Origin of the sequence: Halorubrum sp., from assembly GCF_046498025.1 — an archaeon.
Lineage (GTDB): Archaea > Halobacteriota > Halobacteria > Halobacteriales > Haloferacaceae > Halorubrum.
Genome location: NZ_JAWOBM010000077.1, coordinates 35,481 through 42,567, shown reverse-complemented (window position 1 = coordinate 42,567; position 7,087 = coordinate 35,481). Strand labels below are relative to the sequence as shown.

At 66.1% G+C, this 7,087-nt stretch carries 9 protein-coding genes and 1 rRNA gene; 5 read left to right on the top strand and 5 right to left on the bottom strand.

The genetic code is table 11. The features are described 5' to 3' along the window. Positions 1-169: 169 nt before the first annotated feature. Both rrf and R6U01_RS14035 read left to right on the top strand, forming a co-directional pair. Positions 170-291 (top strand): 5S ribosomal RNA (gene rrf / locus R6U01_RS14040). Between the two features lie 249 nt (positions 292-540). Further along, positions 541-1,431: a hypothetical protein gene (locus R6U01_RS14035; RefSeq protein WP_410287071.1), complete on the top strand. Its 891-nt coding sequence runs from the start codon at positions 541-543 to the stop codon at positions 1,429-1,431. A gap of 15 nt (positions 1,432-1,446) precedes the next feature. Here R6U01_RS14035 and R6U01_RS14030 read toward each other — a convergent pair whose 3' ends face one another. Continuing rightward, the gene (locus tag R6U01_RS14030) at positions 1,447-1,755 is read right to left on the bottom strand and encodes a hypothetical protein (RefSeq protein WP_410287070.1); all 309 of its coding nucleotides are present in this window, start codon (positions 1,753-1,755) and stop codon (positions 1,447-1,449) included. Between the two features lie 107 nt (positions 1,756-1,862). On the opposite strand from R6U01_RS14030, the gene R6U01_RS14025 reads away from it, so the two are divergent. Then, positions 1,863-2,750, top strand: coding sequence for a DMT family transporter (locus tag R6U01_RS14025; protein WP_410287069.1), 888 nt, complete (start codon positions 1,863-1,865; stop codon positions 2,748-2,750). Positions 2,751-2,830: 80 nt separating this feature from the next. On the opposite strand, the gene R6U01_RS14020 is transcribed toward R6U01_RS14025, so the two are convergent. Further along, complete coding sequence (locus R6U01_RS14020; protein ID WP_410287068.1) at positions 2,831-3,325, bottom strand: SRPBCC family protein; 495 nt, start codon at positions 3,323-3,325, stop codon at positions 2,831-2,833. A 132-nt stretch (positions 3,326-3,457) separates the two neighbouring features. On the opposite strand from R6U01_RS14020, the gene R6U01_RS14015 reads away from it, so the two are divergent. Both R6U01_RS14015 and R6U01_RS14010 read left to right on the top strand, forming a co-directional pair. Continuing rightward, positions 3,458-4,384 carry a DNA-3-methyladenine glycosylase family protein gene (locus R6U01_RS14015; protein WP_410287067.1) on the top strand — a complete coding sequence of 309 codons (927 nt, stop codon included), beginning with the start codon at positions 3,458-3,460 and terminating at the stop codon, positions 4,382-4,384. A gap of 90 nt (positions 4,385-4,474) precedes the next feature. Beyond that, on the top strand, positions 4,475-4,867 hold the full coding sequence (locus tag R6U01_RS14010) for a DUF555 domain-containing protein (protein ID WP_410287066.1): 393 nt from the start codon (positions 4,475-4,477) through the stop codon (positions 4,865-4,867). 113 nt (positions 4,868-4,980) lie between these two features. On the opposite strand, the gene R6U01_RS14005 is transcribed toward R6U01_RS14010, so the two are convergent. The 3 genes from R6U01_RS14005 to R6U01_RS13995 form a co-directional block, all read right to left on the bottom strand. Next, entirely contained in the window at positions 4,981-5,214 is a 234-nt protein-coding gene (locus R6U01_RS14005) for a UPF0058 family protein (RefSeq protein WP_123621853.1), read from the bottom strand. 338 nt (positions 5,215-5,552) lie between these two features. Next, a complete protein-coding gene (locus tag R6U01_RS14000; protein WP_410287065.1) occupies positions 5,553-5,732 on the bottom strand; it encodes a hypothetical protein in 180 nt (59 codons plus the stop codon). A 146-nt stretch (positions 5,733-5,878) separates the two neighbouring features. Next, a complete protein-coding gene (locus tag R6U01_RS13995) occupies positions 5,879-6,874 on the bottom strand; it encodes a transcription initiation factor IIB (protein ID WP_410287064.1) in 996 nt (331 codons plus the stop codon). Positions 6,875-7,087 lie beyond the last annotated feature (213 nt).

Here is a 7,087-nt window from a genome sequence, read left to right as displayed (position 1 = left end):
ACAGACCGAAGCCACAATCATACGGCACTGACACTACCACACTCGGTTGAGTTCAGGCGGTAACTGGATCGCACATATACACGGTCGGCCGATCGCGAGATCGGAACCACCGACACAGGCGTCTTCCACTACGGAGAGGAAGGCTCGGTTCGAATCCGAGCGTCGGCGTAAAGGCGGCCAGAGCGGTGGGGACACACCCGTACCCATTCCGAACACGGAAGTTAAGCCCACCAGCGTACCGGGAAGTACTGGAGTGAGCGATCCTCTGGGAACCGCGGTTCGCCGCCTGCCCATTCATCCGGGGCGATTGCCCCACACGTTTTCACCCGCAGAGCGGAGCGTCTGTGGACACGTTTACGGAGAATCGAGGAGAAAGCCTCGCGCTTCAGCGCGGGGAGGATGTCAAAGGTTTTGCGTGCAGCTTCGGCACTCCACCGCCATCCGGTCAACGTGTACGACGAGATCGATCGTAGCCAAATTTCAATATTGAGAGGTCTACCCATAAGTTTATGAATTTTGTCGCTGAAGCTAACGATATTGATGCCCGCTCCGACGGAGCCCGACCACGATGTCACGGTGCAACTGTCCGCGACGGGGCAGCCGCCGGTCCGTGACGGTGCGCCGCCGGATCGGGTGATATCCGTGCTGTTTGGAACCGGACTCGAGGAGTGGCGACGAGGCTGGCGCAGTTCGCCCGGCCCGGGGCCGTCCAGGGAAGCGATCGTCTCCGTGAGCGACACCACCCGCGGAGCGACCGCGACGACGCAGGTCGTTCCGGGACAGCGGCTCGCGTACACGATGCTCGACGCGTCCGCGACGCTCGATCAAGTAGCCGAGGCCGTTACGACGCACGTCGACGACGCTGAGGGACCAGCGCCCTCGATCATCGTCGATGATATTGCTCCGGTAGTGGCCGAGCGGGGAGTCCCCGCGACTCGGTCGTTCGTCGCAGCGCTGCGGGGCTTGGCCGAAGTCACTGACATCGTCGTCGGCTGTTCGTATCGTCCCGAGGTAGCAGCCGACGTCCGATCGCTCTTCGATCCCACGGAGGACGTCGGACGCGTCGACCACCCCGTCGCCGGTGCGTTCGACCGACTGCGACAGGACGATCCGACGACGTTCGGGTACGTCCGCCGACACTGGTCGGAGGCGCGTGACGGAGTAGAGCAGTGTACGCGGAACTATCCGCAGTCGCGACAAGTCCACGCTGCGCTTTCTGACCCGGAAACGACGCCGCGGACGCTGGGCGCGGCGCTGTCGGGGCTCGTACGGCTCGACGTGCTCGACACGTGGGGTGAGACCGTCGGCCCGACGCGGTACGATCTCACCGCGTACGATCCGGACCGGATGTGGCTGATCGGCGGCGTTCTCTCGGCGCCCGCTCCCGACGCGGACACGAACGAGCGGTCAACGGCGGACGGCGACGACTGAGGGGTCAGCGGGTTCTCACCGTCCGAATCCTTCCGTCCGATCGGCCGATTCCCCGCCCGGAGCGTCGAGCTCGTGCGACACCACCGTGCCGTCCGGCTCGAGTGTGACCGTCCCGAGTGTGACCGTCTCTCCCGTTTCGTACCGGTCGGCGACGGTCCCGAGAACCGCCTGCTGATCGAGCAGATCCCAGACGGTCTCGGCGAGGAGAGACTGAAACGCCTCGGGGTCGGTCCAGCCGGAGTCGATGTCCGATGGGACGTGGACGACGAACTCCAGTTCGTCGTCGGTGAGGTGAATGCCCACACCGAACGTGTCTGCGCACATGCGATGTCGTTCGTTCCGGTGCCGCAAATCACCGTCGGGACGGCGGCGAGTACGCCGCCCCGTCTCGAAAGCGGTAAGCGATGGGCACCGAAATCGGCGATGGAGAAATGTCGACCGAACCACGGGTTCCGCCGGCGGCTGCTCTCGCGACCGCAGTCGCAGCCGTGAGCGCCGGAGCGATTCTCGTCAGGCTCAGCGAGGCGCCGAGTTCGGTAGCCGCGTTCTACCGCGTCTTGTTCACGACGCTGCCGCTGCTTCCGGTCGCTCTCTGGCGGAATCGGGCTGAGTTCGCCCGCATCCGACACCGTGACCTCGTTTTCGCGGCGCTGTCGGGCGTCGCCCTCGCGCTTCACTTCGCCGCGTGGTTCGAGAGTCTGGAGTGGACGAGCGTCGCCGCGAGCGTCACGCTCGTCCAGGCCCAGCCGGTGTTCGTCGCACTCGGCGCGTGGCTGATCCTCCGCGAGCGTGTGACTCGTCGGATGGTCGCCGGCATCGCGATCGCCGTCACGGGGATGGTCGCGATGTCGGTCGGCGACTTCCTCGGCGGGGTGCTCGTCGGCCCCAGACCGCTCTACGGGAACGGACTGGCGCTGTTCGGCGCCGTGACGGCGGCCGGCTACGTCCTCGCCGGGCGGTCGCTCCGACAGCGCGTCTCGCTCGTCCCGTACGTGGTCGTCGTGTACGGGGTCTGTACCGCGACGCTCCTCGTCGTCGTCGTCGCGGAAGGACACGCCCTCGCCGGCTACCCGCCCCGCGAGTGGGTGCTCTTCGCGGGCCTGGCGCTCGGCCCCGGTCTGCTCGGACACACCGTGCTTAACTGGGCGCTCGCGCACGTCGAGTCGAGCGTGGCGTCCGTGTCCCTGCTGGGCGAGCCCGTCGGTGCGACGCTGCTCGCGTTGCTCTTCCTCGCGGAGGTGCCGACTCCCGTCACGCTCGTCGGCGGCGCCGTCGTCCTCGCCGGGATCGCGCTGACGGCGACGAGCTCGGCGAGCTGAGGGGTCACCGTCAGAGACGGGCGGAACCCGTCGTCCGAGTTCCGACACGCTGTCCTCACCGGGCTCCGGACCCGGACTCGCTACTCGAAGTGGGCGATCGTCCGCCGGTGTCGGTCGCGGAACATCCCCTCGAATCCCACCTTCGCGAACGGCCCGGCGAGGTCGCCGAGTGGCCCGAGCGGCAGCCGGTACGAGACGGTGTCGACCAGGAGCGTCTCCTCCCCGTCGGCGTAGAAGGCGTGGGTGTGCTCCCACCGCCGGAAGGGACCGCCGACCATGTCGTCGACGAAGCGCGCGCTCTCCTCGACCGGCGCGTCGCCGTCGGGCTCTCGCTCCACGATCCGGGAGACCCACCGCTGTCTGGGTCCGACGCCGAACGGCCGCATCGACATCCGTATTCGCGAGCCTTCGACGAGTACCTCCGGCTCCGGTGCCCCGTCAGGCCCCTCCACGCCGGCGATACGGAGGTTCATCCAGCCCGGCGTGAGCGCGCGGAGGCCGTCGATCGTGGAGTGAAACGCCCACACCTCGTCGATGGGAGCTGGCACGCGGGTCGTCCGGCGGTACGTCGACATACGTCTACTACGCGGCGACCGGGCAAAAACCCCGCTTCGCCTGCGGAGGTTGCCGGCGATCGGCCCGCCGTGTCGATCTCGCGTCGACTGGTACCGAAATCCGAATACGGCTGCGACCCCAGCTGATCGGTAATGGAACGAGGCGCGATCGATGTCGCGGATCTGGCCGGTCCGTTCGACCTACAGGCGACCGTCGAGAGCGGCCAGAGCTACCTCTGGAACCGCACCGACGGCGAGACCTACGGGAATTTACAGGCGCACGGCGGCGGCGAGTGGTACGAGACGGTCGTCGCCCCCATCCCCGGCGTCGTCGACGAGCGCGTCGCCCTCCGGGTCAGACACGAGGGCGGGGTCTACGACGGGACGCTCCACTGGGAGTCGTCGACCGACGCGGTGCCGCTCCTCGAACACCTGTTCCGGCTCGACGACGACCTCGACGCGATCCTCGATGCGACCCCGGACCTCTCCCTGCTCGAACGGGCGTACGACGCGTACGAGGGGATGCGGCTCACCCGGGATCCGGCGTTCCCCTGTCTGATTTCGTTCATCTGCTCGGCGCAGATGCGCGTCGCGCGGATCCACGGGATGCAGCGTCGCCTCCGAGAGACGTACGGCGACGTCGTCACGCTCGACGGGACGGGATACCACGCGTTCCCGACGCCCGAGCAGCTCGCCGCTCGGACGGAAGACGAACTGCGGGAGCTCTCCTTGGGGTATCGCGCGCCCTACGTCCAACGGACGGCCGAAATGGTCGCGTCGGGTGAAGCGGACCCGCTGGCGGCCGCGAAGCTCCCGTACGAAGAGGCGCGCGAGGAGCTGACGCGGTTCGTCGGCGTCGGCGACAAGGTCGCGGACTGCGTGCTCCTCTTCTCGCTCGGCTTCCTCGAGGCCGTGCCGCTCGACACGTGGATCCGGACGACGATAGAGGAGTATTACCCGGACTGCGAGCGGGGCAACTACGCCGAAACGTCCCGTGCGATCCGGGAGCGCTTCGGCGGCGAGTACGCCGGATACGCTCAGACGTACGTGTTCTACTACCTCCGTGCGGGCGGCGAGTGAGTCGCGTCGACCGCGTGCGCGGCCGTCGTTTCGACGTTTCGACCTGTCGGCCGAAGTTTCATACTGGCTCGTGTGGTACGTGTCATCGTGATGGACTGTCGAGTCGTCGTAGAGGCCGCCGTCCCCGTGTACGACGTTGGGACCGCCGACGAAGCCGTTCGCATCGCGATCTCGAAGACCGGTGAGATGCTGAATCCGGATCTCAGCTACGTCGAGATCGACACGGGAAGCCGCACCTCGCCCGCGGGCGAGGAGCTCCCACCGGCGTTCGTTGCCGCCGACGAGGCGCTCGTGGCCCTCGAGCTCCACATGGACGTGTTCAACGTCGAACGCACCGAGCATGCGACCCGGATCGCTCGAAAGGAGATCGGACAGCGCCTCCAGAACATCCCGTTGAAAGTGCTCGACGTCGAGGAGATCGAGACGGCTGACGGACGCGAGAACGACGGCGAATCCGACTCGCTACCGGACGAAGACCCGTAGCACGCCGGCGAAAACCGGGATGCCGACGAACCGCCGCGGGTGCGATCGAGACAGCGACAGGTGCGCGGTCGTCACTAGACGGGCGACGAACGGTCGGCAGCGAAAGCGAAGTTTCAGTCTGCGGTCGGGGCCAGCGGCTCCGACTCGGACTCGTCCATCGGTTCGGTGATTCCCTCAGTCAGCTTGAAAACGGCCGCTTTGTGGTCGGTTTTCGACTTGTGGATCGATGTCGGCTTGACACCCAGTTCTTCGTAGGCTTCGAGGTCGATGTCCTCGTTCCAGAACTCGCACTGTTTTCGTACCTCTGCGAGAAGGCCGTGAAGATGGATGAGCTCCTGCTTCTTCATGAGTAACAGCCCTTTGCTACCGGAGGTTTATATTATTATCTTGAGTCACGTTACCATGGGTACCCCGCGTATTCGGCGCTCTCGGGGCGCAAGCGGCCTTTCTGGGTTAACAATCGGGAAGGATCTCTCGCTCCGAGCTCGCGGAGCGACCTCCGAGACGAACTCGCACGGTGTCGCGTTCGGTGTCGCGATGCCGTTCGGTGTCGCGGCGCGCTGAGTGTCGCGCTGATTTCACCCCTCTCGAAGCCGTTTCAAACCGGACCGTCTCGGGGGCAAACGTCCACGAACGCGGCCGACCCTTCCGCAGAGACGGCCCGCATCGTCTCCGGCGACGCGACTTACTGGAACTGCTTGACGGCTTCGAGGTCGCGTTCGGTCCGCATGAACTCCGTCAGCCGGCGGGTCGCGTGACACTCGGGACAGCTGAAGTTCGAGCGGAGGTCTTGGAGGTCAGCGGGGTTGTCCTGCCACTCTTTGCTGCACTCCGGACAGACGAGTCTGACGAACGCGTCAACCATGGCCGGGGGTACACGCGGCCAACGTAAAAACGTGCGTGGCGACTCCGGAGGTCGTCGACGGAGGACGGGAACAGAAACGCGACGTGAAGAGAAGAACCAGAAGGAGGCGTTCGACTCGACGCGGGAGCTGGCGCCGATCGGCGCTCTCAGGCCGTCAGCCCTTCGCTCGCCTCGAGGAGCTCCTTGTACCGGTTCCGAATGGTGACCTCGCTGATGTCGGCGACCTCGGAGACCTGGCTCTGCGTCACCTTCTCGTTCGAGAGGAGCGCGGCCGCGTACACCGCGGACGCGGCGAGCCCGACCGGGGACTTCCCGCTCGTGATGCCGGTCTCCTTCGCGGCGTCGAGGAGCTCGCGGGCCAGCCGCTGGGTCTCCTCAGAGAGCTCCAGCCGCGAGATGAACCGCGGGACGTAGCTCTCGGGATCGGCCGGCTGGACGCGCAGGCCCAGCTCGCGGATCACGTACCGGTACGTCCGCGTGAGCTCCATCTTGTCGACGCGGGAGACGGCGGTGAACTCGTCGAGGCTCCGCGGGTTCCCGGCCTGCCGGGCGGCCGCGTACAGCGACGCGGTCGCGACGCCCTCGATGGAGCGCCCGGGCAGGAGGTTCTCGCTCAGCGCGCGGCGGTAGATGACCGACGCGGTCTCGCGGACGTTCTCCGGGAGGCCGAGCGCCGAGGCCATGCGGTCGATCTCGCCGAGCGCCTGCTTCAGGTTCCGCTCCTTGGAGTCGCGGGTGCGGAACCGCTCGTTCCAGGTGCGGAGCCGCTGCATCTTCTGGCGCTGGCGGCTCGACAGCGACTTGCCGTAGGCGTCCTTGTCCTGCCAGCCGATGTTCGTCGAGAGCCCCTTGTCGTGCATCATGTTCGTCGTCGGGGCGCCGACCCGGGACTTGCTGTCCCGCTCACCGGAGTTGAACGCGCGCCACTCCGGCCCGCGGTCGACCGAGTCCTGCTCGACGACGAGCCCGCAGTCGTCACACACCGTCTCGCCGTGCTCCGTGTCGGTGATGAGGCTACCGCCGCACTCGGGACAGGTCGTGGTCCGCTCCGCTACCGACGACTCCGACTCGGTCTCCGCCGTCTCTTTTCGGCTCGTTCGTTCTGTCTCTCCGCCGTAGTCTCGTGTGCGTGTTTCTGTCATGGGTTCTCTCCAATCGAACTCCCGGCAGAAATACTGGTGCCGCGAGCGCCGATTCGTTAACCAATAGTAAGTGTTCAGAGTATATAAATCCACCGTGTATTTAGTTACCGTGTGACTCGATAAAACCCCTCTGAAGCCGCGATAACGACCGCTTTCCACTCATTGACCCCATCGTGTGCGTTCCGTTTTTCCGACGGAGTTACGCTTCACGAT